Source organism: Lentzea sp. NPDC055074, assembly GCF_053608005.1.
This window is the reverse complement of record NZ_JBSGUQ010000008.1, coordinates 97,888-121,560: the sequence shown is the minus strand read 5'-3', so window position 1 is coordinate 121,560 and position 23,673 is coordinate 97,888. Positions and strand designations below refer to the sequence as shown.

Annotated in this window: 17 protein-coding genes; 9 read left to right on the top strand and 8 right to left on the bottom strand. The window is 70.0% G+C overall.

The genetic code is table 11. The annotated features are described in order from the left end of the window. The first annotated feature begins 155 nt into the window (after positions 1-155). From ACWF7A_RS20215 to ACWF7A_RS20205, 3 genes are read left to right on the top strand one after another with little or no spacing between them, the layout of a single operon-like run. Positions 156-1,556 carry a TIGR02677 family protein gene (locus tag ACWF7A_RS20215; RefSeq protein WP_452251987.1) on the top strand — a complete coding sequence of 467 codons (1,401 nt, stop codon included), beginning with the start codon at positions 156-158 and terminating at the stop codon, positions 1,554-1,556. Further along, positions 1,553-2,626, top strand: coding sequence for a TIGR02678 family protein (locus ACWF7A_RS20210; protein ID WP_452251986.1), 1,074 nt, complete (start codon positions 1,553-1,555; stop codon positions 2,624-2,626). Before ACWF7A_RS20215 ends, ACWF7A_RS20210 begins: the two co-directional genes overlap by 4 nt. Continuing rightward, positions 2,619-6,392, top strand: coding sequence for a TIGR02680 family protein (locus tag ACWF7A_RS20205; RefSeq protein WP_452251985.1), 3,774 nt, complete (start codon positions 2,619-2,621; stop codon positions 6,390-6,392). The genes ACWF7A_RS20210 and ACWF7A_RS20205 overlap by 8 nt, the downstream gene beginning before the upstream one ends. Here ACWF7A_RS20205 and ACWF7A_RS20200 read toward each other — a convergent pair. The 3 genes from ACWF7A_RS20200 to ACWF7A_RS20190 are packed head-to-tail and all read right to left on the bottom strand — an operon-like array spanning position 6,389 to position 10,067. Next, positions 6,389-6,607, bottom strand: coding sequence for a hypothetical protein (locus ACWF7A_RS20200; RefSeq protein WP_452251984.1), 219 nt, complete (start codon positions 6,605-6,607; stop codon positions 6,389-6,391). The genes ACWF7A_RS20205 and ACWF7A_RS20200 overlap by 4 nt on opposite strands. After that, on the bottom strand, positions 6,604-7,752 hold the full coding sequence (locus tag ACWF7A_RS20195) for an exonuclease domain-containing protein (RefSeq protein WP_452251983.1): 1,149 nt from the start codon (positions 7,750-7,752) through the stop codon (positions 6,604-6,606). Before ACWF7A_RS20195 ends, ACWF7A_RS20200 begins: the two co-directional genes overlap by 4 nt. Positions 7,753-7,784: 32 nt before the next feature. Further along, positions 7,785-10,067 (bottom strand): helix-turn-helix transcriptional regulator, encoded by a 2,283-nt coding sequence (locus ACWF7A_RS20190; RefSeq protein ID WP_452251982.1) that lies wholly within the window; start codon positions 10,065-10,067, stop codon positions 7,785-7,787. Positions 10,068-10,151: 84 nt separating this feature from the next. On the opposite strand from ACWF7A_RS20190, the gene ACWF7A_RS20185 reads away from it, so the two are divergent. Beyond that, positions 10,152-11,204, top strand: coding sequence for a cytochrome P450 family protein (locus ACWF7A_RS20185; protein ID WP_452251981.1), 1,053 nt, complete (start codon positions 10,152-10,154; stop codon positions 11,202-11,204). On the opposite strand, the gene ACWF7A_RS20180 is transcribed toward ACWF7A_RS20185, so the two are convergent. Genes ACWF7A_RS20180 through folP form a run of 3 tightly spaced genes read right to left on the bottom strand, consistent with a single transcriptional unit; the run spans position 11,161 to position 13,271 of the window. Beyond that, positions 11,161-11,445, bottom strand: a complete 285-nt coding sequence (locus ACWF7A_RS20180) for a hypothetical protein (RefSeq protein WP_285638247.1) — start codon at positions 11,443-11,445, stop codon at positions 11,161-11,163. The genes ACWF7A_RS20185 and ACWF7A_RS20180 overlap by 44 nt on opposite strands. Before the next feature lie 48 nt (positions 11,446-11,493). Further along, a complete protein-coding gene (locus ACWF7A_RS20175) occupies positions 11,494-12,432 on the bottom strand; it encodes a hypothetical protein (protein ID WP_452251980.1) in 939 nt (312 codons plus the stop codon). 14 nt (positions 12,433-12,446) lie between these two features. Continuing rightward, positions 12,447-13,271 carry a dihydropteroate synthase gene (folP, locus tag ACWF7A_RS20170; protein ID WP_452251979.1) on the bottom strand — a complete coding sequence of 275 codons (825 nt, stop codon included), beginning with the start codon at positions 13,269-13,271 and terminating at the stop codon, positions 12,447-12,449. 62 nt (positions 13,272-13,333) lie between these two features. Here folP and ACWF7A_RS20165 point away from each other — a divergent pair, with 62 nt between their 5' ends. The 4 genes from ACWF7A_RS20165 (at position 13,334) to ACWF7A_RS20150 (ending at position 18,346) form a co-directional block, all read left to right on the top strand. Then, on the top strand, positions 13,334-14,398 hold the full coding sequence (locus ACWF7A_RS20165; protein WP_452251978.1) for a DUF2786 domain-containing protein: 1,065 nt from the start codon (positions 13,334-13,336) through the stop codon (positions 14,396-14,398). A 176-nt stretch (positions 14,399-14,574) separates the two neighbouring features. Continuing rightward, on the top strand, positions 14,575-15,057 hold the full coding sequence (locus tag ACWF7A_RS20160) for a hypothetical protein (RefSeq protein WP_452251977.1): 483 nt from the start codon (positions 14,575-14,577) through the stop codon (positions 15,055-15,057). 63 nt (positions 15,058-15,120) lie between these two features. After that, positions 15,121-15,393, top strand: coding sequence for a GlsB/YeaQ/YmgE family stress response membrane protein (locus ACWF7A_RS20155; protein WP_452251976.1), 273 nt, complete (start codon positions 15,121-15,123; stop codon positions 15,391-15,393). 769 nt (positions 15,394-16,162) lie between these two features. After that, entirely contained in the window at positions 16,163-18,346 is a 2,184-nt protein-coding gene (locus ACWF7A_RS20150) for an esterase-like activity of phytase family protein (protein WP_452251975.1), read from the top strand. Here the strand turns inward: ACWF7A_RS20150 and ACWF7A_RS20145 are convergent. Together ACWF7A_RS20145 and ACWF7A_RS20140 are read right to left on the bottom strand one after the other, a co-directional pair. Next, positions 18,343-19,188 (bottom strand): SWIM zinc finger family protein, encoded by an 846-nt coding sequence (locus ACWF7A_RS20145; protein ID WP_452251974.1) that lies wholly within the window; start codon positions 19,186-19,188, stop codon positions 18,343-18,345. The genes ACWF7A_RS20150 and ACWF7A_RS20145 overlap by 4 nt on opposite strands. Continuing rightward, entirely contained in the window at positions 19,181-22,159 is a 2,979-nt protein-coding gene (locus ACWF7A_RS20140; RefSeq protein ID WP_452251973.1) for a DEAD/DEAH box helicase, read from the bottom strand. The genes ACWF7A_RS20145 and ACWF7A_RS20140 overlap by 8 nt, the downstream gene beginning before the upstream one ends. Before the next feature lie 30 nt (positions 22,160-22,189). Here ACWF7A_RS20140 and ACWF7A_RS20135 point away from each other — a divergent pair, with 30 nt between their 5' ends. Beyond that, a complete protein-coding gene (locus ACWF7A_RS20135) occupies positions 22,190-23,656 on the top strand; it encodes an aromatic amino acid ammonia-lyase (protein ID WP_452251972.1) in 1,467 nt (488 codons plus the stop codon). Positions 23,657-23,673 lie beyond the last annotated feature (17 nt).

Below are 23,673 nucleotides of genomic sequence, written 5' to 3'. Positions count from 1 at the left end.
CGGCGCTTCGCCCTGGGCCGGCTCTCCCGGCACCGTCACCTCCGACAGGGATGGCAAGCCGGTGCACGTCTCGGCCTCCTGAACGATCTGTCGGCCTGACAGCTGCTCAGACCTGTCACCCGAAAGCCCTACTGCGACCAGCTACGGTGGCACAGGTGACGACGTTTCCACCGGTGCCCGCGGACCTGTTCCGCTTCACCACGACCGACCAGGCGGACCTGCACACTGCAGTGATGCGCGTGTTCGGGGTGGCGAACGAGCGCCTGCAGACCGTCCTCACCGCCGATGACGTGCAGCAACGGCTGCGTGGCGTCGGCTGGTCCGAGCAGGTGACGGACGACGAGCTGCACGCGTCCCTCAACGCGCTCCGTGGATGGGGCCTGCTCGACGCGGCGCAGCACCGCTACGGCCTGACGAAACCGGGCGAGGCCGCGTACGCCGGCATCCAGCACGCGATGAGCACGATCGCGAGCACCGGCTCGCTGCAGACCGCGGTCCTGGACGCCATCGAGGCCAAGCTCGACGAACTGCAGGCGCCGCTGGACGACCGCCAGACGTTCACGAAGCTTCAAGAGCTCGAAGGCCACCTGGAAGCGTTCAAGACCGGCACGACCACGTTCAACGCCGACCTGCAGAGGCTCCTGAGGGACGACCAGGCCGACCTCGCCACGTTCCAGGACGTCAAGCGCACCACGGTCACCTACCTGCGCGACTTCATCGCGGACCTGGACGCCCGCAAGCAGAAGATCCGCGAGGCCGTGCAGGCCATCGACCCCACCGAGCTGCACGAACGCGCCCGCAGCGGCGCGAACCTGAGCGACGAACTGTGGCTGCAGCAGCGCAAAGAGCGCTGGAACAGCCTCAAGTCGTGGTTCAGCGACAACCCGCCGCGCGTCGAGGAGCTGCAGGACGTGTCGCGCAAGGCGATCGTGCAGCTGCTGCGCGTGCTCGACCGGATCAGCGAGCAGCGCAAGAAGCCCACGAACACCGCCGCTGACTTCAAAGCACTGGCCCGGTGGTTCGCGAGGACCGAGACCGAGGACGAGGCCCACGAGCTGTTCAACGCCGCGTTCGGGATGTGGTCGGCTCGGCACGCGCACCTCGCGCACGCCGACGGTGAGCTGCTGCCCAGCGGCGAGGCCTGGCACAACACGCCGCCGGTGCCCGTGTCACCGCAGCTGCGCGCGACCGGCAAGCAGGAGCACATCGGCGCGACCGGCAAGGTCCGCAACGTCGACGAGGTGCGCCGCAACCGCCGTGAGCAGGCCGAGAAGGAACGCGCCGAGCTCGAGCACGCCTGGTCGTTGATCCAGACCGATGGCGCGATCCGGATCTCCACGCTCACGAACCTCGACCACGACACCTTCCACCGGCTGATCGACCTGGTCGGCAGGGCCCTGGGCAGCGACCCGGACAGCACCGGCACGCGCACGGCCGGGACGAGTGACGGGCGGATGCAGATCAACCTGCGCAACGCGCGCGGCTGGGCGACCATGACGACCCAGAAGGGCACGCTGAGCGGGCCCGACTACGTGATCGACGTGCAGAGCCGATGAGCCGCACGGGGAACCAGCTCGCACGGCTGGAGAGCGAAGAAGTGGCGCGTGGCGTCAGGATGCTGCTCGCACGGCCGTTGCTCACCGCGGCGCAGGACCACGACGGTTTCGACCTCGTCCGCAGGCGCCGTGAGCCCATCACGAAGTGGTTCGACTACTACTGCGGCTGGCGGGTCGTTGTCGAGCCACGGGCCGGATACGCGCGTCTGTTCAAGGTGACGCAACGGCCCGACCGCACGCGTCCGGCGTTCGACCGCAGGCGCTACACGCTGCTGTGCCTGGTGTGCGCGGAGCTGCTCAGCACACCCACGACCACGCTCGACGAGCTCAACGCCCGCACGAAGCAGGCCGCGGCCGAGGACGGCATCGGGTTCGACCCGGCCAGGCGCAGCGACCGCAACGCGTTCAACGACGTCCTGACGTTCCTGGAGGAGCTGGGCGCCGTCGAGACGGGCGAGCACGTCCGCGCGGACCCGACGCTGATCACGCGCCTGCTGGCCTCACCGGCACCGCCCTCCACAGTGGACACGATCGCGGACCTCACCCGCGAGACCCGGTACGACACCGCGCACCGCAGCCTGTGGCAACGGCACTCCGTGATGCGCCGCCTGATCGACGATCCCGTGCTGTACAAGGAAGATCTGAACGCGAGCCAGCTCTCGTTCCTGTCCTCCCCCGCCGGGCGCAAGGTCGTGCAGACGGGCATTCGGCTCGCCGGCTGCACGCTGGAGGAACGCGCCGAGGGCTATCTCGTGGTCGACGCCGACGCGATCGCCACGGACACGAGGTTCCCGGACGACGACAACCACGCGAAGGTCGCCGCGTTGTTGTTGCTCGACCGGTTGGCACAGGGCCCGGCGACGACCGAGGAACTGGCCGAGGAGTCGCACGAGCTGCTCACGAAGTTCCGCACCTGGGCCAAGGCCTACCAGTCGGACGGTGGGGCGGGCAGACTCGCGGCGGACGCGCTCGAACTGCTCGAGGCGTTCGGACTCGCACGCACGGAGAACGGCACCGTTCACAGGCTGCCCGCCGCAGCCAGGTACGCGGTCGAGGAGCTCAATGACTGACCGGTGGCAACCGAGCCGCGCCGGCATCATCAACGTCTGGCGCTACTACGACGAGATCTTCTCGTTCTACCAGGGCAGACTGCTGCTCAGAGGCCCCAACGGCACGGGCAAGTCGAAAGCGCTCGAGCTGCTGCTGCCGTACCTGTTCGATGCGAACCTGCGTCCGCACCGTTTGTCGACGTTCGGCAGTGCGGACCGCACGATGCACTGGAACCTCATGGGCGAGGGCAACCAGGGCAGCACGCGCGTCGGGTACGTGTGGCTGGAGTTCCAACAGGGCGAAGAGTGGTTCACGTGCGGTGCGCGGCTCCAGGCCACCACGAACACGTCAAACGTCTCCGCCACGTACTTCACGACGTCGCAGCGGATCGGCGACCTGGCGCTGGTGAACGAGGCCGGACGGCCGCTGACCACGACCGACCTCGCCGCGTCGATAGGCGACCACGGCGTCGTGCACACCTCACCGGCCGATTACCGGCACATGGTGCGGACGACGTTGTTCCCCGGTGTGAGCGAGCAGCGGTACGACTCGTTGATCACGGCGCTGCTGCAGCTTCGCACGCCGAAGCTGTCCGAGCGGCTCGACCCGAGCGTGCTGTCCTCGTTGCTGTCCAAGGCACTTCCGCCGCTGGACCAGTCCGATCTGACCGAGATCGCCGAGGGCTTCGAACGGCTCGACCGCCGGCGTGAGGAGCTGCGGCGGCTCGACGAGGAGATCACGACCGCCGAACGGCTCGCGGACGTGCAGCGCGGGTACGCCCAGCGCGTCTTGGGCGTGGCCGCGTGGGCGTTGGAGACGTCGACCGAGCAGCTCGAGGACCTGACCAGGGCCGCGCGGATGAGCGACCGGCGCTACGAGCGTCAGATCACGCTCACCGACGAGGCGTTCGACCAGCTCGCGGCGCTGGGACGCGAGGCGAGCGCGGTCGACGCGGAGATCTCCGGCATCTCCGACCTGCCCGCGTACCAGGAGGGCAAGCAGCTCGACCTGTTGCGGCAGCAGCTTTCCGCCGCGAGCGTGCGTGCGTCCGAAGCCGCCGCGCATGCCGCGAAGCTGCGCGCACGAGCCGTTGCCGACGACGAACTGGCCGGGCAGGCGAAGACCGATGCGGCCGCACGCGCCGATGAGCTGCGTCGTTCCGCGGTGACCGCACGGGAAGCAGCCGAACAGGCGGGCATGCCGTCGGTGTTCGAGGAGATCGAGTCGGGTGCCGACGCACGGGCGGGACGCCAGCTGCTCACCGCCGCCGTCGAGTCCCGCTTCACCGAGATCAACGCGATCGCTCGTGCCGTCGCCGCGTACGAGAGGGTTGTCTCAGCACGGAACGCCGCACGCCAACGGCTCGAGGAAACCCGTGACGAGCTCGACCTCGCCACGGAAGCGGAGACCACGGCCCAGCAGACGTTCGAGCAGGTGTTCGCGAAGTTCCGCGCGGACTTCGACACGTGGGCGCACGGCTGCCGCGAGCTGAACGTGTCCGAGCACGGCGAGGTCGTCGAGGCCGCCGCGCGCGCACGCGAGGAGTTCAGCCGCATCGAGGCACGTCTGGAGGAGACGCGCACGGCGCTGAACGGTCAGCTCTCGCAGTACAACTCCATCCGCGAGAAGCTCGCCAACCAGGTCGACGTGCCGCCGCCCGCGCCGTACACGCGTGACGGCGAGTACCGCTCTCACGCTGTGGGGGCCCCTCTGTGGCGTCTGGTGGACTTCCGCCCCGGCACGCCGCCGGCCGTACAGGGCGCGGTCGAGGCCGCACTGGAGGCGTCGGGCCTGCTCGACGGGTGGCTCACGCCGGAGAACTCGTACGGCATGTCCGAACGGGACCGCTTCGTCGAGCCGTCGCTCGCTCCCCCGGCTCCCGGCTACACGCTGTCCGAGGTGCTGGTCACCGAGGACGAGCGCTGCCGGAGGTTCCTGGAAGGCGTCGCGTTCGGCGACACGGCGACCGGGCACGCCATCGCGATCGGCGCGGACGGCACGTGGCGCCTGGCCAACGCGCACGGCCGCTGGACCAAGGAGTTCCCCACCTACATCGGCGCGGACTCCCGCAAACGCGCTCGCGCGGGCCGGATCGCCGAGCTGACCGGCCTGATCGAGCAGCTCGCCACCGACGTGTCCGGTGTGGACGCCGCGCTGAACCAGATCGCGGTGCGCCGCGCGACGCTGGCCGGTGAGCTGGCCCGGCAGCCCTCGACCGACCCGATCGAGATCGCCGAGGAGCAGCGGACCAAGGCCCAGTTGAGGTGTGCGGCGCGCAAGGACGCCGTGGCGGCCGCGACCCAGCGGGTGGCCGAGGCCGAGGCCGTCGTCGCCCGGCACAGCGCCACGACCGAGGTCCCGGACGCGGACGCGCTGACGGCGTTCGGCACGGCGGCCCACCGCTGGCTCGACGACCGCTACGACGCGTTCGCCTCCGAGGCGCTGTCGGCTGACGCGGTCAGCCGTGCCTCGACGAGCAGCGCGCTGGCCGACGAGGCCGAGGAGACGGCGGCCTCCCGTCAGCAGGAGGCGGCCGATCTCACGATCACGCTGGAGACCGTCGAACGGTCCGCGGGCTCCGAGTTCCACGCCCTGGACCAGCAGCTCATCTCGTTGCGCGCCAAGGCACTCGCACTGGCCGAGCAACGCGAGCTGCTGCTGGACAAGCAAACGGGCCTGGCGCGCACACTCGGCACGTTGGAGGAGAAGCGCAAGGTAGACACCGCACGCGCCGCCGAGGCCGCAGTCGTGCACCAGGCGGCCGAAGCCCGCTACAAGCACCTGACCAGCGGCCACCTGCCCGCCGACGCCGGCGAGGTGCCCGACGGACCGGTGGACCCGCGCCTGATCCGCGACTCCGAGTCCCGGCTCGGCGCCGCGGTGCACGAGGCCCAGCAGCACCTGGCCGGGCGCATCGACCTGTCGCTCGATCCCGACGACGACGTCACCGTGCTGACCGCGACACTCGATGGCACGCGCATGGGCGCACACGCCCTGCTTCACACACTGCAGGCCGAACGCGACCGCATGCGCACCCACATCACCGACGGCGAACGCGACCTCTTCGACCAGACCCTGACCGGCGACACGCGCAGGCACATCGCCCAGCGCATCCAGGGCGCCACCGAACTGGTCGGCACCATGAACCAGCACCTGGAACGCGTCCAGACGGCGTCGGGCATCCGCGTGCAACTCGACTGGCAGGTCGACCCGCAGCTGCCACCGGGCACCCGGGAGGCACGCGACCTCCTGCTGCGCTCAGACCTGGACGACGACGAACGCGCGTTGCTGCACCAGTTCTTCCGCGAGCGCGTAGAGGAAGCACGCGCGCACGACTCCGCGACGGGCTGGGAACAACAACTGGCCCAGGTGCTCGACTACACGACGTGGCACCAGTTCGTCGTGAAGGTCGACAGAGGCGAGGGCTGGGTCCCGGTCACCAAGCGCGTGCACGGCGCGTTGTCCGGCGGCGAGAAGGCCATCGTGCTGCACCTCCCGCTGTTCGCCGCGGCCGCCGCGCACTACCACGCCACGCCGACCGCACCCCGCATGATCCTGCTGGACGAGGTGTTCGTCGGCGTCGACGCGACCAACCGCGGCCAGCTGCTGGAACTGCTGGTCAACTTCGACCTCGACCTGGTGCTGACGTCGGACCACGAGTGGTGCGACTACCGGGAGCTGACCGGCATCGCCATCCACCAGCTCACGACGGGCACGGACGGGGACGACGCCGTGACGACCGTGCGCTTCACATGGGACGGGCACAGCCTCACGGCTGATGACTAGCTACAGAACAACGCCAGCATTTCGCGCTGTTCATCGGTGAGCGGAAACGACGGGTTGCGCCGCGGATAGATCTCCGCGGCGTCCCACAGTTCGTCACGCACGCTGGACGCGGTGCCGATTCTGCGTCCACGCGCGCGTAGCTCGGCCACGACGGCAGCGGCGTCGATGCGGTTGCGTTCCCGGACGAGCGCGGCCACCCGGTCCACGGCGCTCACGCCGACCCGCTCAACTGCCCGAGCAACCCGGCGAACAGGTCCTCGGACACGATCGGGATCCCGTACGTGCGCGCCTTGTCCGCTTTGCCCGACATGGAGTCCGGGTCCGCCGCGATCACCACCGCGGTCTTCTTCGTCACGCCCGCCTTCACCGTGAGCCCGGCGGACAGCGCGCGGCTCTCCCACACGTCCCGGCCCTCGCGCATCTCGCCGGTGAACACGACGAGGTCACCCAGCGAGAGCCGCACCGGTCTGCGCAGCGCACCGGCGACCTCCACCCCGAGCAACGACGCGACCAGCCTCAGGTCGGCTTCCTCGTCCGCGGTCACCCGGCCGTCCTCCCAGGCGGCGTCGGCCAGGGCGGCGAGGTAGCCGCGGTGCAGCTCCATCACCTGCGGCAGGCCGAGGTCGAGCGACTGCGCCACCTCGAGCAGCTCTTCCTGTTCCTCCTGCGACAGGTGCCGGTCGACCAGCGCCCGGTCGAGCACGTCGAGGTACTCGTCGCCCGACAACGCCTCGACGCGAGGCAGCAGTCGCACGAGCTTCGCCAGGAAGTGCTGTTCGGCTCCGTGCGCGTGGCTGCGTTGCACGGCGAATGCGTTGACAGTGCGGGGAACCGTGAGCTGTACCGGCTCTACGTGCCCGATACGGTCCAGGCATCGTGCGAGCAGTCCTGCGGACGCGCGCGCGTCGTGCAGTGCGGAGTGTGCGGTGCCCATGGTCACACCGGCCACCTCACAGCACGCGGCGAGCGAACGCGATGATGCACCGAGGTAGCGGCCCGCGAGGTCCATCGTGCACAGGCCCGTCGGCGCGGAGAGTTCGTGGCCGAGGCGCGCGAACTCTGCCTGCAGGAATCGCAGGTCGAACGACAGGTTGTGCGCGACGAGCACCCGTCCCGACAGCCTCGCGGCGAGCTCACCGGCGACACCGGCGAACTCGGGCGCGCGCCGGGCGTCGGCCGCGCTGATGCCGTGCACGTGCTGGGCACCCAGGTCGCGGCGCGGGTTGACGAGCGTGCACCACTCGTCGGTCCGGCGCCCGGACGCGTCGAGGTGCACGACGGCGACCTCTATCACCCGGTGGTGCTGACCTGGTGAAAGCCCAGTGGTCTCGACGTCGACGACCGCGTAGCCGTTGTTCATGCCGGGCCTGTCGTCCGGACCCGTGCCGAGTGTTATCCGCGGCCGCCGAGGTCATCCGTAAGGACCAACGCGAGCTCGCCGCGGGTCGCGATGCCGAGCTTCGCGTACGTGTTGGACAGGTGGTTGTCGACGGTCCGCACGGAGATCACCAGTGTCTCGGCGATCTCCTTGTTCGTGAGGCCTCGTGCGGCCAGCACGGCGACCTCGCGCTCCCGCTTGGTGAGTGGCTCCAACGTCATCTGCGCCAGCGCGGGCGTGCGCGCACCTTCACACAGGCCGATCAACCGCGACGCCAGCGCACGGTTGCCGGACGCGGCGGCGGCTTCGGCCGCGAACAACACGTACCCGGCCTCCTCGAACCGCGCGGCCACCTCCTCCAGCGCCTTGGAGTCGTTGTGCACCAACGCCTCCGCGTGCGCGGCGTACACCGGCACCAGCAGCCCGGTCGTGGTGGCGGCGAGCTCCCGCAGCCGTTCAAGAGCTTCAGTGGCACGCCCGAGGCGCACGGCATCGTGCAGAAACATCGCCTCCGCGGCGTACTCCCCGTACGCGCGCACGTCGGCGGCCGCGTCGAACGGCGACACACCTCCGGCCCAGATGCGGGCCGTCCACAAGCCGAAGAGGTACGGCCGCATCCCCTGCGCCACCAGCTCTTCCGCCTCGGCGAGCAGCGAGCGCGCGTCGTTGCCCAGCAACGCCTCCACCTGCGCGAGCAGGCACAACTGGACGAACGGCTGGGCGGGCCGTGCCTCCCGCAGCAGCCTCCGCGCCTCCCGCAGCCGCCCGCCGGCCATCGCCATCCCGGCCAGCGACACCGCCCAGATCGACCGCATGGAGTCCCATTCGGCCTTCTCCTGATGTGCCTGCACGGCAAGACGTTCCGCTCGGGCCAGGTCGCCGTGCGTGGCGTGCACGAACGCCTCCGCGAACACCGTCGTCGTCGCGCCCAGCCCAGCCGCCGGGTTCGGCGGGATGACCGGGAACGGGCCCACGTACCGTCCCTGCACCACGTCGACCATCGCGAGGATCGCGGCCTCGTCGGGCGCGTTGTAGGAGAGCAACGCGCGGACCTCGTCGTACTTGCCCGCGTAGAACAGCAGCACGGCTCGCGCGAGGTCGTCCTCCAGCATCGCCGCGGCTTCCTCGTGCCGGCCCAGACCCCAGCCCAGGTTCAGGGCACGCATCGTGCGCTGCTCGACCGGGTCGTCGTCCGTGGCGATCATCGCGAAGACCTCTTCGGCATCCGCTGGACGATCGGTGAACAGCAGCACTTGAGCCAACAGCCGTGCGGCCTCCACTCCGCCGCCGATCGACCATGCGGCGCGTGCGAGTCGTTCCGCCAGAACAACACCACCTGTCGCGCTGGCGAGGTTCGCTGCCTTCAAGAGCAACGCGGGATCGTCTGCTGTACCGCTGTCCAGACGCAACACCGCGACGCGCAACGGATCGTCGAGCACGGAAGCCAGATACCGCTGATGGTTGCGCTTGCGCAGAGGAGGGCACTGCGCGCGCAACACTTCGCCGTACAAAGGATGCGCGAGCCGCAGTCCCTCGTCGGTCACGGTCACGAGCCCGTCCAACGCCTCCGACACGGCCAGGTCCAGCGGTTCGCCGAACGCGAGCAACTCCAGCACCCGGCGTTCGTCGGCGGGCACGGCGGCGAGATGAGCCTCGATCAGTTCCACCAGCCGAGGCGACAACGGCAGCGGACCGTCCAAGGACCACACACCGCCGTGCGACACCCACTGCGCGGCGAAGTGCATCTCTCGCAGCAGCAACATGTTTCCGGCGGACGCTGTCCACAGCCGATCGGCTGTCGCGCTCTCCAGCACACCGCCGAGCACGGTCTCCAGCACCTCGACCACCGCGGCGCGGCCGAGCGGTTCGAGCTCGATGCGCGGAAGCAGTTCGTCCTTCCAGAGCGCCACCACCGGTTCGGGTGCGCGCTCGCCCGAACGCAGCGTCGCCACCACGACGGCTTCCCGGTGCTGGACGAGCTGGTGCAGCAGGCCGGCCGACGCGTCGTCGAGCAGATGTACGTCGTCGACCACTACGACGCGACCGCGCAACACGGCCCGTGCGGCGGTCAGCATCGCCAACGGCGAGGGGTCGACCGACGGCAAGAAGGGCGCCAGGACACCGAGGGGGATCTCAGACATAGCCGCTGTGGCACGCAACCGGATGTCGCATTGGACCTCGTCCAACAGCCGTGTCTTGCCCACGCCCGCAGGACCCGCCACGATCAGCCCCACCCCGCGCACCGCACGCCGGACCGCAGTGAGCTCGGCGTCCCTCCCCACGAACGGCCACCCCATGCCGTCAGGCTAGGTGATCGGCGCCGCGAAGATGGGTGATGGCTCACTCATGCCCCTGAACAGCGCGAACACCACGATGACGGCATGAGCTTCTACACGGATCCGGCCCCGTACTTCGACGAGTGGCGCGCACGGGGTCCCGCGCTGGTCGAGACGCCGGACGGCCAGAGGTCGTGGATGATCAGCCGCTACGACGACGTCGTCCAGGCTCTCAGCCACCCCGGCCTCAGCAGTGCCCTCTTCGCCGGCGGCATGCTGAGCCACACGGACCCGCCGGAGCACACGCAGCTGCGCAAGCCTGTCGCGCGCGCTTTCTCCACACGGCGCATGGAAGCGCTGCGTCCGCGCATCGAACAGATCGCCAACGAACTCCTCGACGCGTGGGAGGACGCGGAGGAGGTGGACGTCATCGAGACGTTCGCCCATCCGCTCCCGATCACCGTCATCTGTGAACTTCTGGGTGTGCCCAAAGAGGACAGAGACGAGATCCGGACGCTCTCCACCGAGCTGCTCGTCCCCGCGACCATGACCGAGGCCTTCGGCAGGTTCGCGGCATACGTCGAGCGGCTCCTGACGACAAAAGAGCCCGGTGACGACGTCATCACCGAGCTCCGCGACGAACCGAACCTGGTGATGAACCTCGTGTTGCTCATCACAGCGGGACACGAGACGACCGTGCACCTCATCGGCAACGGCCTGCTCGCCCTGCTGCGCGACCCGGACCTGAAACGGTCGCTGGCGGACGATCCGATCATGGTTCCGGAGGCCGTCGAGGAGTTCCTGCGCCTCGACGGGCCACTGGCACTGGGGGTGGGTCGCGTCGCCACGTCCGACGTGGTGATCGGAGGGGTCACGATTCCGAGATCTTCGCAGGTCACCATCTCACTAGGAGCGGCGAACCGGGATCCGTCCCGGTTTCCGGACGCGGACGTGCTGCAGCTGGGCCGAGACCCACACGTCGCGTTCGGTCACGGGATCCACTACTGCGTGGGGGCGCGGCTGGCTCGTATCGAGGGTGAGATCGCGTTCGGAACGCTCCTTCGGCGTTTCCCGGAACTCGTGCTCGCCGCTGAGCCCGAGTGGAGGGAGTCATTCATCCGAGGCTTGGGATCATTTCGCGTGCGACCGAAGCCTTGACGGCGGCACGGGCGGCGGACAGGTCGTCGACCGCGTAAATCTCGGGACAGGACGCGATGACGAGGTCCTTGTCCGACGCGACGGTCAGCAAAGAAACTTTCTCCGTCAACGACTTCGCTTGCCGGACAACTCCCTTGGAGTCGACGCGGATCAACGTGACCCACGTCTCTGACCAGGGAAAGTCGGCTACGGCGCTGGATTTGCGCAGGCCTTCCACATCGAACTCGGCAAATCTGGGCATGACACCAAGATAACGAGTCGAGGTTGCGGAAAGTCAAAGATCACCCTTTCACCGCAATGCAGCCAGCAGATGGGACACGTTGACACCAACGGCGTCCGCCAACCGGCGCACGACTTCCGGAGCGGGTGCCAACGGGTGTGTCTCGCGGGTGAACGGCAGGCCTTCGCCACCTGAAAACTTCGATTGCGGGGTGACGGGGGCCAGGATCGGGTAGATGCGCCAGCGCGGCACCTTCGAGTCGGCCATCGCGAGCGTGTTCTCCTGCCACAGCATCACGGCGGACGACCGGATGTTGCGCGCGAGGACGCAGCCGTGGCCCGTGAGCGTGATCGCGCGCGCAGCGGCTCGCACGGCGTTGCGGAACTCGCCCTCGACCACCCACACGCCGTTCATGTACTCGGCGGTGAAGCCTTCGGTCTCCAGCGCGGCGATCGTCTCGGCGTGCTGGTCGTCCGCGGCGGCCGTGGCGAGCTCGATGACCTCCTGCACCTCCGAGGCCGTCACGACGCGCGCACCGGCCTCCGTGGAGTGCTGCAGGAGCCGTTCCACGTGACGATCCTCCGCGTAGGCCGCCCACTCCTGGGCCTTCTCCCACGCCGACCGTGCGATGACGTCTGCCTCGGAGCCGCCGCGCAGCCGTGCGTCCTGCAGCAGCTGTGCGAGCACCACGGCGATGACAGAGCTCAGCAGGGCGTCGTCACGCGTCTCGTCGTCCTCGGGCACGAGAGAGACGACCAGGTCCCTCAGATCGGCACGCCAGCTCTCGTCGCCCGCCCACACGCCGATGGCGAGCAGGTTCAGGTAGTGGTCCGCCAGTGCCATCCGCACGAGCAACGGCTGAGTGCCCGCTTCTCGTGCGTCACGGCGCGCGGTCGCCTTCATCTGCTGCCGTTCCGCGGGATCCACCACGCTCACGCGGATCTTGTCGAGTTCGTCGAGGAAGTCGTCCCACCGGTCATCCGAAAACCGGGCGAAGACGTCGTCCACCTGATACCTCCAGCTCAGAGTCGAGCGACGGACTCGAGTACTCGTCTGGTGCGCGCGACCTCGTGCGCACGAAAGACCGCGGCGCCCGCCAACGCCGCGATCGCGGTTGCCACAAGCGTGCCTTCGACGCGCTCGTGCAGTTCCACGCCGAGGGTCTCCCCGACGAAGTCCTTGTTGGACAGAGCCATCAGCACCGGCCACCCGGTCGCCACCAGCTCGTCCGTGTGCCGCACCAGCGCGAGGCTGTGCCATGTGTTCTTGCCGAAGTCGTGTGTGGGGTCGATCAGCACGCTCTTGCGAGGCACACCGAGTGCGACCACCCTCTCCGCGCGCGTAGTCGTCTCCGCGATGACGTCCGCGACGAGGTTCGGGTAACTAACCCTATGCGGACGCGTGCGCGGCACCGCACCGCCCGTGTGCGAACAGACGTAGCCGGCGCCGTACTCCGCGGCGACCTCGGCCAGTTGCGGGTCCGCGCCCGCCCACGTGTCGTTGAGCAGGTCGGCGCCGGCCTCGCAGACGAGCCGGCCGACGTCCGCGCGCCAGGTGTCGCTGCTGATGATCAGCTCGGGGTAGGCGGCGCGCACGCGGGCGATGAACGGCACGACGCGGCGCACTTCCTCGCCCGAGTCGACCAGATCGCCCGGACCGGCCTTCACACCGCCGATGTCCACGATGTCCGCGCCCTCGTCCACGACGCGGTGCACGGCCTCCATGGCCACGTCCTCGGCGTAGGTGGCGCCCTTGTCGTAGAACGAGTCGGGGGTGCGGTTGATGATCGCCATCACCAGCGCGTGGTCGCGGACGACGGTCCGGCCGCGGAACTGGAGCTCGATCACATCCCGTGTCTACCAGGTGGTCCCCGACCTTTGCACATGGCGGACGTCTCATACTGCGTGGCGTGGAACTGGTGAAAGCGGTCGACGCGCTCTGGCAGCGCGGCTGGCTGCCGTACGACGTGCGCGAGATCGTGGCGCGTTCGCTCGATGAGTCGGCCGCCTCTCTCGTGGTGGACGTGATCGCTTTGTCCTGTTCGCCGCATGCTCCGGAGACGGTGCACCCGCGGTGGAAGGGGCAGCTGGACGAGATCGGCGCCTCCGTGTGGTGGGAGGGGCCGCTGCTGGAGGCGTGGGCGACGCGGCACATCGAGACGCTGTCGTACGCGAACCGCACGGCCGCCGAGCTGCTGAAGTTCCTCGGGCGGTTGCCGTCGTTGCCGCAGATCCTGCCGTTGCCGGGTGACGTGCTGATGGCGGCCGTGCGCGCGGGACTCGACCCAAAGGTGCTCAACCGGGTGCGTGGGCTGCTGGCGAAGGCCGAGTCGACGGCGTTCCCCGAAGAGGCGGAGGCGCTGTCGGCCAAGGCGCAGGAGCTGATGAACCGGCACGCGCTGGAGCGGGCGATGCTCGACGCGGACCTGCCGGCGGAGGCGACCTCACGGCGGCTGTGGCTCGACAAGAGCTACTTCAAGGAGAAGGCGCAGCTCGTGCACGTGGTCTCGGAGGCGTTCCGGTCGCGTGCGGTGGCGTACGACGGGTTCGGGTTCGTCGCGCTGGTGGGCGACGAGGTGGACCTGGAGAGCGTGGAGCTGCTGTCGACGTCTCTGCTCGTGCAGGCGACACGGGCGATGGTCGCCATCGGCGGCAAGGCCGGCAAGGGCAGCGAGGCGCGCTCACGGCCGTTCCGGAGGTCGTTCCTCGTGGCCTACGCGTCGCGGATCGGGGAGCGGCTGGAGGCCATGACGGCCGCACCGGTCGCGCCCGATGACCCGATCGTCTCGGACGAGCGACTGCTGCCGGTGCTGGCGGACCGCAAGAAGGCCGTGGACACGTTGTTCGAGGAGATGTTCACGCGCACGAAGACCTCCCGCGTGACGGTGCGTTCCGCCGCCGGCTGGGGCGCGGGCCGCAGGGCGGCGGACGCGGCCGACATCGGCACGGGCCGGAGCGCCGTCACCTCGGGCTAGGCGCTGTCCTGCAGGTCCCGTCGGGCGAGAGCGGCGGCCGGGGGCCCGCGTCTCTCACCTGACGAACTCGCAGGACAGCACCTGGGCCACCCCTTCGAGTGAACCCCCGACCTCACAACGGCCCCAGAGCCCCCAACCCCGAAAAACCGTCAGACCCCCTCCCTAACGTCCACCCCATGACATCCACCTTCCACAACGAGATCAAGCTCGGCGAGGTCAACTACCGGCTGAGCGCGACGACCGACTCCGACGAGTCGATGGTGCTCGACCTGCTCGGCTCACTGGACTCGGGCGAGGTGATCGCCGACGGCCGCCTCCGCCTCCCGGTGGAGGGCGGCGTGACGATCGGCAAGCTCCTCGCGCGGGTCCTGAGCGCCCACACGCGCCTGCGCACCCGCCCGACCCGTCACGCGAACGCCAACCAGCCCTGGACCGAAGCCCTCGACACCGACCTGCGCACCGCCTGGCTCACCCCGTCCGACCAGAGCTCCCCAGCGCTGATCCGCTCCCTGGCCGACGAGATGGAGCGCTCCCCCACCGCCATCCGGGCCCGCCTGGCGAGGGTGGGCTGCGACCCGGACGTCCCGGGCCGCGAGCTCTCCGCAGCAGCCGCCGTGCTGCTAGGGGGAAAGTCAGGGCCGAGTCAGGGAAAGACCTGATTCGCTCCTTCTGGCCCCGGCAGACCCTGGAGTGGCACACACCAGAGTCTCAGGGGGCACCCAGTGGAAATCGACGGCCTGTTCACCGCACTGCTCTTCGGAGCCGTCATCGGCGGCCTCGGCCGCCTGGTGATCCCGGGCAGACAACACATCTCACTGCTGGCGACCATCCTCGTAGGCATAGCCGCGGCCCTCCTGGGCACCGTGGCGGCCACAGTCCTGGGCGTCGCCGACACCTCAGGCATCGACTGGATCGAACTGGCCCTCCAGGTAGGCCTCGCCGGCGCCGGCGTGACCGTCCTCGCCAACCGCTCCAGGCAGAAGCTCCCGCACTAGCCCCACCGCGGGCACCCCGCCGCCGACCCGAGCAGCCCAGCCCTCCGAGCGCACCCGAGCCACAGCGCCCGGACCGCGAGGCACCCAACGGGTCCGGCGGCCACCACCGCACCCCGACACCTGACCCCGGTCGCTCCCGGCCGCCGCAGAACGCCGACGGCCAGGGCCGGCGGGCTGCTGCCGCCCTCAGATCCGAGCCACGCTGCCTCGAACGCTCCCACGCGCCCGACCCCAGCGCCCCAACGGATCCCGCGGCTCAGCCCGAACACCGCACCACCGCCTGACTGGACGGCCATCAGGGCCGGCGACGCGCGGGCACGCCCGACCAACCCGGCCCAGTCAGGCCCGGTGACGCGAACTCGCCCGACCGCCCCGGCTCCGTCAGGCCCGGTGATGCGAACCCGCTCAACCGGCCCCAGCTCCGTCAAGCCAGGTGACACGAACTTGCCCGACCGCCCCGGCTCAGTCAGGCCCGGTGATGCGAACCCGCTCAACCGGCCCCAGCTCCGTCAAGCCAGGTGACGCGAACTCGCCCGACCAACCCGGCTCAGTCATGCCCGGTGGCGTGCGCGCACCTCCCACCACATCAGTCCCCACTGCCTGGCGGCCCCGCCCCCACCACCCCCGTCCCGTCTCCACTCCCCAACCACCTCCCCTGTCCCCACAGGGCCAAGCCGGAACCCGATCCACCCCAGATGATCAGCAACCGTTCACCCCCGAGCCCACTCCGTCGGCCACACTGCGCGCCTCCGACCGTTGAGGAGGACCAGTGGTCCGGTTGTGCGCAGGCCTGGTGGCCGCGCTGTTGCTCGTCTCGGCCGCACCAGCCGGGGCATCGGCCCCGTCGCGGTTCCAGCGGTTCGACACGATGCCGGTGTTCCGCAACAGCTCGTCGACCGAGCACACGGCCGCCGAGATCGCGGCCGCCACCGCGGACGGCAAGCTGGTCGTCTACACCGACTCGCCCGGTAAGCGGATCGGGTTCGCCAAGGCCGGGCAGAAGCTCACGCCGGACGGCGTGCTGCCGATGCCCGGTGAGCCGACGTCGGTCGACGTCCTCGGCGGGCTCGCGCTCGTCGCGGTCAACACCTCGAAGTCGTACACCGAGCCGTCGGGTGTGCTCGCGGTCGTGGACCTCGAGAAGCGACACGTCGTGGCCACGCACGAGCTCGGTGGCCAGCCCGACTCGATCGACATCTCGAAGGACGGCCGGTTCGCGGCCATCGCGATCGAGAACGAGCGCGACGAGGACGTCAACGGTGGCGCGATCCCGCAGGCGCCGGCGGGATTCCTGACCATCGTCGACCTCGTCGGGCGCGGGCCGTCGGCGTGGCAGCTGCGCGAGGTCGCGCTGACCGGGATCGCTCAGGTCGCGGCGGACGACCCGGAGCCGGAGTACGTCAGCATCAACGGTCGCGGTGAGGTCGCCGTGACGCTGCAGGAGAACAACCACATCGCGATCGTCGACCTGCGGTCCGGCCGGATCGTGAGGCACTTCTCGGCCGGCACGGCCACGGTCGCGAACACCGACACCGAGGACGACGGGAGGTTCGAGCCCACAGAGACCATCACCGCCGCTCGTGAGCCCGACGCCGTCGCCTGGCTCGACGACCACACGCTCGGCACCGCCGACGAGGGTGACTACCTCGGTGGCTCCCGCACGTGGACGGTCTTCGACGCCGACTCCGGCAAGGTCGTGTTCTCCTCCGGCAACGACCTGCAGCGGATCGCCGTCGAGCAGGGGCAGTACCCGGACGGCCGGTCGGACAACAAGGGCGTCGAGCCCGAAGGGCTTGCCGTCGCCACGTTCGGGCGCGACAGGTACGCGTTCGTCGGTATGGAACGCGCCAACCTCGTGGCCGTCTACGACGTGAACAACCCGCGCAGGCCGCGTTTCCTGCAGGCGCTGCCGACCGGTGTCGGGCCCGAGGGTCTGCTGCCGATCCCTGCCACGAGCACGCTCGTGGTCGCCGCGGAGGAGGACTCGGCCGAGGACGGGATCCGCTCGTCGCTCAGCGGGTACCGGCTGACGCGCAAGCCGCTCGCGTTGTCGTTGGCGCACAACCAGGGCACGCCGTCGATCGTGTCGGACGGCATCGGGTTCGGTGCCCTGTCGGGGCTGTCCGGCATCCCGGGTGACCAGCGCGACGTCGTGGCCGTGACGGACGCCGCCTACAGCCCGACCCGGATCCTGACGATCGACACCACCCAGGCGCCGGCGAAGGTCCGCAAGGAGCTGACGCTGACGAAGGACGGCAAGCCCGTCGGGTACGACGGCGAGGGCATCGCGGCGCGCAGGAGCGGGTACTGGGTCGCGGTCGAGGGCGACGGCAAGCAGAAGCCGAACCTGCTCCTGGAGGTCGCCGCGAACGGTGCCGTCACCAGGGAGGTCCCGCTGCCGGAGGCGGTCGCGAAGACCGCTACCAGCAACGGTTTCGAAGGCGTGACCGTGGTCGGCGGCGGCAGGTCGGAGCAGGTGTGGCTCGCCGTGCAACGCGAGTGGAAGGCCGACAAGCCCGGCCAGGCGACGCTCGCCCGCTTCACCCCGGCGACCGGCGAGTGGGCGTTCGCCGCGTACCCGCTCGACGCCGCCCAGCCCGGTACGTGGATCGGCCTGTCCGAGATCACCGCGTTGAACGACCGCACGCTGCTGGTCCTCGAACGCGACAACCAGCGCGGTGACGCGGCCAGGACGAAGAAGGTCTACCGAGTCGGCATCAGCGATCTCGAACCGGTGGCCGCGGGCGCCGAGAAACCGTTGGTGTCGAAGAAGCTCGCCGAGGACCTCCTCCCGGCGCTGAAGGCGGACGGCGCGGCAGCGCACGACAAGCCGGAGGGTCTCGCGGTGATCGGCAGCTGGCCGCTCCAGCGGCTCGTCGGCGTCGTGGACAACGACGGCCTCGACGACGCTCCGGGCGAGTCGGTGTTCCTGCGCCTCGGCTGGATCCGTTAGTCGCCGGAGAGGATCTGCTCGGCAGGCTTCAACGACAGGTAGGCCGGACGCAGAACCTCGGCCAGCGACGATCGGCCGATGGTGATCGGCACGCCGTCGAGCTGGTCGAGGACCGCGTCCGTCCGCACCACGGCTGTGGGGTCGCCGAAGCCGAGGTTCGACGTGGTCTGCTTCTGCCAGAACGTGTCCAGGCACCTCGTCAGCGGCGGCGCCTCCTCGCGGACCACCGCGGACCGGGTCGTGCCGCGCAGCGTGCGGAGCCGTTCGAGCAGGTCCTCACGGCTGCGGCCACGCCAGGCGAGGATCTCGAACGGGTCGTTGTCGAACGACTCGGCGAGCAGGTAACAGGTGGCGGCGAGGTGCTTGCACGGCACCTCCCAGTCCGGGCAGCTGCAGTCCATCGTCAGCTCGCGCTGCGTCGCCGGGAAGAGCTGCAGCCCGAGCGAGGCGAACAACGTCTCGATGTCCGCGGGCATCTCCCCGGCCAGCAGTTTCGCCGCGTACAGGGCCTTGCCCGCCAGCGCGTGCTCGATGCGCTGCCACTCCTGGCCCGTGAACGACTTGATCGCGATCCGCGTCTTGTACGGCGTGGGGCGCGAGCCCTGCACCAGCGCGATGACCATGCTCGTGGACAGCGACAACGACAGGACCTGTCCCTGCCGCGCGTAGTTGCGGCCGCGGGTCAGGCGGCCGCCCATGCCGAACGACTCCAGCACCTCGATGAACCGCCGCGACCACCAGGTGGCGCCGATGTCGCCGCGCTTGCTCACCGCCTTGATCCCGTTGTCCACCTTGATGGTCTTGCCGTAACGCGGGCGTTCGCCGGACCAGTGCTCACTCACCGATGGCCTCCCCGGACAACATCAGCAGGTCCCGCAGCTGCGAGGTGGACAGATCGGTGAGCCAGTTCTCACCGGCGCCGACGACCAGCTGGGCGAGCGCGCGCTTCTCCTCGATCATGGCGTCGATGCGCTCCTCCAGCGTGCCGATGCAGACGAACTTGCGCACCTGCACGTTGCGGCGCTGGCCGATCCGGAACGCGCGGTCGGTCGCCTGGTCCTCGACCGCCGGGTTCCACCAGCGGTCCAGGTGGATGACGTGGTTCGCGGCGGTGAGGTTGAGCCCGGTGCCGCCTGCCTTGAGCGACAGCAGGAACAGCGACGGCCCCTTGCGGTCCTGGAAGCGCTCGACCATGCGGTCGCGGGACGCCTTGTTCGTGCCGCCGTGCAGGAACATCACCTCGGTGTCGAAGCGCGCGGCCAGGTACGGCACCAGCATGCTGCCGAACTCGGTGAACTGCGTGAAGCACAACGCCTTGTCGCCCTCGGCGAGCACTTCCTCCAGCACCTCCTCCAGGCGCGCGAGCTTGCCGGAGCGGCCGGCGACGCGGGAACCGTCACCGAGGAAGTGGGCCGGGTGGTTGCAGACCTGCTTGAGCTTCGACATGGTCGCGAGCACGAGTCCCCGGCGCTCGATCCCCTCGTCGGCTTCCTCGATCTTCTCCAGCATGTCGTTGACGACGGCCTGGTAGAGCGAGGCCTGCTCGGTGGTGAGGTTGCAGAGCTGACGCATCTCGACCTTGTCGGGCAGGTCGCTGATGATGCGCGGATCGGTCTTCACGCGGCGCAGCACGAACGGGTTCGTGATCTTGCGCAGGCGGGCGGCGGCGTCCTGGTCGTTGTGGCGCTCCACCGGGACGGCGAAGCGGGCGCGGAACGTGTTGACCGTGCCGAGCACGCCCGGGTTGGCGAAGTCCATGATCGACCAGAGCTCGGCGAGGCGGTTCTCGACGGGCGTGCCGGTCAGCGCGACGCGGTGGCGCGCCCTGAGCTGCCGCACGGCCTGGGACTGGCGGGTCGCGCTGTTCTTGATGTTCTGCGCCTCGTCGAGCACCACCCGGTCGAAGGTGAGGTCGCTCAACGCGTCGGCGTCGCGCGCGGCCAGCGCGTACGTGGTGAGCACGAGGTCGTTGCCCTCCACCGCTTCGCGCAGCGCGTCACCGTTCAGGCGGTCCGCGCCGTGGTGGACGTGCACCGAGAGCTCCGGGGTGAACCGCGCTGCCTCGCGTTGCCAGTTGCCGACGACCGACATCGGGCAGATCAGCAAGGTGGGCGGCCTCTTGCCGTGCGAGCGGTTCAACGCCTCCAAAGCCAGCAGCTGCACGGTCTTGCCGAGGCCCATGTCGTCGGCCAGGCACGCGCCCAGACCGATCTTGTCGAGGAACGCGAGCCACGCCAGACCGCGCTTCTGGTACGGACGCAGCTGCGCGAGGAAGCTCTCCGGCGGCTCAACGGGTTCGAGCTGCTCGTCGGCCTTGCCGGACAACAGGTCGCCGAGCCAGCCGTCGGCCTCGACGGACGTCAGCGGGAGCGGGAGACTCTCGTCCTCCTCGGTGAGTCCACTGTGGAGCATGACCTCGGCGGCCGTCATCTGCCCGCCGCCGCGCCTGAGGAACGCGAGCCCCGCGGCGAGCCGCTTCTGGTCGACCTGCACCCACTGGCCGCGCACCTTGACCAGCGGCACCTTCGCCCTGGCCAGTTCGGCGAGCTCGGCGTCGGTCAGCGTGTCCTCGCCGAGGGCGAGCTCCCACTTGTAGTCCACGATGGACTTCAGGCCGATCTCGCTCTCCTTGGCGACGGTTCCGGCGGTGCCGCGGCTCTTCGTCGTGAGCTTCAGGCCGAGCTTCGTCGTCTGCTGCCACCACGACGGCAGCAGCACACCGAACCCGGCCTGCGCGAGCACGGGAGCCGCGGTCAGGAACCGGTACGCGCCCTCCGCGTCGACCTCCATCTCGGCGGGGTGCGAGCCGCGCAACGCCTCGTCGAGGTCGGGGTGCAGCTTGCTCGCGCGGCCGAGATCGGCCAGCAGGTGCTCCTGCGGCGCCGGGATCCAGCGCCGCAGCACGCCGTCGTCCGCGAACCAGACCTGTTGTGCCGGAACGAGAACACTCGGCTCGTCGACGGCCTGGAGCAGGAACTCGACGGCCCACTCGTCCTCGTCGCGCTGTTCGGGCGAGCGCAGCCGGAAGCAGGTGCGCACGGGGCTCTCGTTGCCCGCGCTGTCACGCCACCGGTCGAGCTGCTCGCGCAGTTCGTAGAGCTCGACGGGGTCCGCGTCGAACGCGGGCTCGCCGGTGAGCGCGTCGAGCCAGGACTCCGCCGTCGTCGCGCGGCCCCGTCGTCCCGGGGCGAGCGCAGTGCCGTTCAACCGGCCCCGCACCTGCTCGTCGACCGCGGTCGTGAGCGCCGCGCGCACGAGCTCGGCCGGGTCGCTGACGATCTCCTCGCACCGGCAGGCGGGCGGCATCGCGGTCTGCAGCGCCGCGAACCGCGCCGAGTCCGTCCCCGACAGCACCGGCACCCACCGCGCGACGGCCCGGTCGGGCGCGACCGAGGGCAGCACGCGGCCGCGGTCGACCAGGTCGGCGGCGAAGCCGGCCACGTCGAACACGAACCTCGCGGAGTCGCTCAGCCGCACCTCGGCACCGAGTTCCGGGGCGCCGTCGAGGCGGATCGTGGGCACGCCCCACTGCCTCAGCGTCACCTTGCCGCGCTGTGCCCGTCCCGCCGTCAACGGGTCGCGCACCAGCTCGGGCGAGGCCATCGGACCCGACGAGAAGGACGGCAGCAGCAACGCCCGCGTCGTGGTCTTGTGCGGTTCCTGACCGAGCGCGGCGGCTAGCGTCTCGGCCGGCGCCGCGAACGGGTGCGGTGCGTCACGACGCGTGCTCTCGCTGCGTGCGGGCAGCCCGGAATCCTCGGCCCACAGCGTGAGGACGCCGTCGGTCGTGCACAGGCCATGCAGTACGAGCACCTTTGAACCCTATGTGCTCACATTGGCGCCATGGTCGAAGACTCCCCTGTCGTGCTGGACGGTCGGTCCCTGAGCGCCGACGACGTGGTGCGCGTCGCGCGGTATCACTCGCCGGTGACCCTGCACGCTGATGGCCTCGCACGGCTCGAAGCGTCGTGGGGCGCCAGCCAGCGACTTGTGGTGCGACGACAGGTGTACGGCCGTACGACCGGAGTCGGTGCGAACCGCGACCAGATCGTCAGCACGGAGGGATGGGCGGAGCACGGCCTGCGCCTGCTGCGCAGCCACGCGGGCGGACTCGGCGGCATGCTCCCCGAGGAACAGGTGCGCGCCATGATGGTCGTGCGCCTCAACCAGCTCCTCGCGGGCGGCGCCGGCGTGCGCAGAGCCGTGGCCGACGCGCTGCTCGCGGCTCTGAACAGCAGCTGCTACCCCGGCGTCCACGAGTACGGCGCCATCGGCACGGGTGACCTCACCGCGCTGGCCGAGACCGGTCTGACGCTGCTCGGTGAGCGCTACTGGCTCGGTTCCACGCAGACCCCCGACCCGATCGAGCTCGACTCGGGCGACGCGCTGGCGTTGATCAGCAGCAACGCGCTGACCATCGGCATGGCGGGCCTGGCCTGGCAGGACGCGCACCAGCTCCTCAGGGCGACCCAGGTCGTGGCCGCGCTGTCGTTCCTCGCCGTCGACGGAGCGGTGGAGGCCTACGACGAACGCGTCCACCTGGGCCGCCCGCACCCCGGCCAGGTCGCCGTCGCCGCCGAGATGCGCCGCCTGATCGGCGAACCGCCCCGCCCGCCCGCGCGCATCCAGGACCCGTTCGGCTACCGGTGCTTCCCGCAGATCCACGGCCCGGCCGTCGACGCCGCCACCGACCTGGCACGGGTCCTCGACGTCGAGTTCAACGCGGCCGCCGAGAACCCGCTGATCGTCGCCGACCACTTCGGACCGGAGGACGACGCCGCTTACCACCACGGCGCGTTCCACAGCGCGTACCTCGGCCAGGCCCTCGACCGGCTCCGGCTGTCGATGCTGCACACCGGCCACATCTCGACCGCCCGCCTCGCGACGCTGGTCGAACCGAACTTCACCGGCCTACGCCCGTTCCTGGCCGAGGGCGTGCGCGGCAGCTCCGGCGTGATGATCCTCGAGTACAGCGCCAACTCCGCGCTGGCCGAGGTCCGCACCCTCGCCGAACCCGCGAGCATCGGCAACGCCGTGGTCTCCCGAGGCCAGGAGGAGAACTCGAGCTTCGCGTTCCAGTCCGCCTCCCAGGCCCTGCGCTCCCTGAGCGCGTTCCGCCTGGTGCTGGCCTGCGAGGTCGTGGCCGCGGTCCGGGCCCTGCGACTGCGCGGCATCACCCCGGCCACCCCGTCGCTGCGCGCCGCCTTCGAGGCCGCCGAGGCGAAGCTCAACCCGGACATGTCCGACCGCCAGCTGAGCCCCGACGTCGAGGTCGCCTCGGCTCTGCTGGACGACTTCGCCTCCTGCTGACGGACTTGATCTCCACC

Excerpts from the sequence above, each read along its gene's own strand:
- ACWF7A_RS20195 (WP_452251983.1), bottom strand. The coding sequence starts at position 7,752 with ATGAACAACGGCTACGCGGTCGTCGACGTCGAGACCACTGGGCTTTCA.
- ACWF7A_RS20135 (WP_452251972.1), top strand. The coding sequence starts at position 22,190 with ATGGTCGAAGACTCCCCTGTCGTGCTGGACGGTCGGTCCCTGAGCGCC.
- ACWF7A_RS20190 (WP_452251982.1), bottom strand. The coding sequence starts at position 10,067 with ATGGGGTGGCCGTTCGTGGGGAGGGACGCCGAGCTCACTGCGGTCCGG.
- ACWF7A_RS20180 (WP_285638247.1), bottom strand. The coding sequence starts at position 11,445 with ATGCCCAGATTTGCCGAGTTCGATGTGGAAGGCCTGCGCAAATCCAGC.
- ACWF7A_RS20210 (WP_452251986.1), top strand. The coding sequence starts at position 1,553 with ATGAGCCGCACGGGGAACCAGCTCGCACGGCTGGAGAGCGAAGAAGTG.
- ACWF7A_RS20160 (WP_452251977.1), top strand. The coding sequence starts at position 14,575 with ATGACATCCACCTTCCACAACGAGATCAAGCTCGGCGAGGTCAACTAC.
- ACWF7A_RS20205 (WP_452251985.1), top strand. The coding sequence starts at position 2,619 with ATGACTGACCGGTGGCAACCGAGCCGCGCCGGCATCATCAACGTCTGG.
- ACWF7A_RS20185 (WP_452251981.1), top strand. The coding sequence starts at position 10,152 with ATGAGCTTCTACACGGATCCGGCCCCGTACTTCGACGAGTGGCGCGCA.